This is a genomic window from Paenibacillus sp. ATY16 (assembly GCF_003399985.2).
GTDB classification, from domain to species: Bacteria; Bacillota; Bacilli; order Paenibacillales; family Paenibacillaceae; genus Pristimantibacillus; species Pristimantibacillus glycanilyticus.
On the sequence record NZ_NMOK02000007.1, the window covers coordinates 1 to 1,173 of the forward strand.

A 1,173-nucleotide genomic window follows, 5' to 3' on the forward strand; every position below is an offset into this window, starting at 1 on the left:
CTTAAACTAAAAAGTAGACACTTCGTTATTGGAAACATGTATACTCATTTACAACTAATAAACGAGGTGTAAGTATGGATCAAAAACGCAAACGCTACAGTGAGGAGTTCCGCCGGAAAACGATTGAACATCTGGAAGAGACTAAGAAATCGTTAACTCAGTTATCCCGAGAATTAGATATCGGAGTAACTACACTAAGTAATTGGAAACAAACCTACAGCAAGGAAAAGAAAGACCAGAGTACGCAGCCACTGGTGGACTATGATCGTCTAAAGAGATTGGAGCAACAAAACCGTGAGTTACAAGAGGAAAATGAAATCCTAAAAAAGGCTATGCACTTCTTCACCAAAAACCGGGACTAATTTATTCATTTGTACACAAGAACCGCTTTAAGTACCGAGTTAAGAAGTTGTGCCGTGTTATGGGGGTTTCCCGAAGCGGTTATTACAAGTGGCTCATAAGAAAACCGGGTAAGCGTGCTAAACGACGTAAGCATCTGAAGATACGTATTCGTTATCATTTTGAAGGCTTTAAACGTCGCTATGGCAGTCCGAAAATAGCGGCGAAGCTGCGTGAGGAAGGTTGGATTGTAGCTACTAAAACGGTAGCTTCGCTCATGAAAAAGATGGGTTTGGTTTCGTGTGTCGTCAAGAAATACAAAGCTACCACTAACTCCAAACATACCTTACCTGTTTATGAAAATGTGCTGAATAGAGAATTTAAAGTAGTTAAGCCACATTACGCTTGGGTAGCAGATATTACTTATGTACCCACGTCCGAAGGATGGGTTTATTTAGCGACCCTGATGGACCTATACTCCCGCAAAATTGTTGGTTGGGCTATGAATGACCGAATAAACAAAGAACTTACGCTAGCCGCTTTAAACGATGCCTATGAGCGAGAAAACCCAGGTCCAGGGCTTATTCACCATTCGGATCGAGGGTCCCAATACGCTTCAAACGAATACCGTGCACAGCTGGAGATATATGGGATGGTTGGAAGCATGAGTCGCAAAGGAAACTGTTATGACAATGCATGCATAGAATCTTTCCACAGTGTCCTAAAAAAAGAGCTTGTTTACCAAACGAAATTTCGTTCGCGTAAACAAGCTTATGAGGCGCTTAATGGATATATTGAACTTGAATATAACCGAATTCGTATTCACTCTACGCT

1 pseudogene is annotated in these 1,173 nt (G+C 41.3%); it reads left to right on the forward strand.

The features are described 5' to 3' along the window. Window positions 1–74: 74 nt before the first annotated feature. A pseudogene (locus tag CFI03_RS05770) lies at window positions 75–1,173 on the forward strand (IS3 family transposase); the annotation flags it as partial.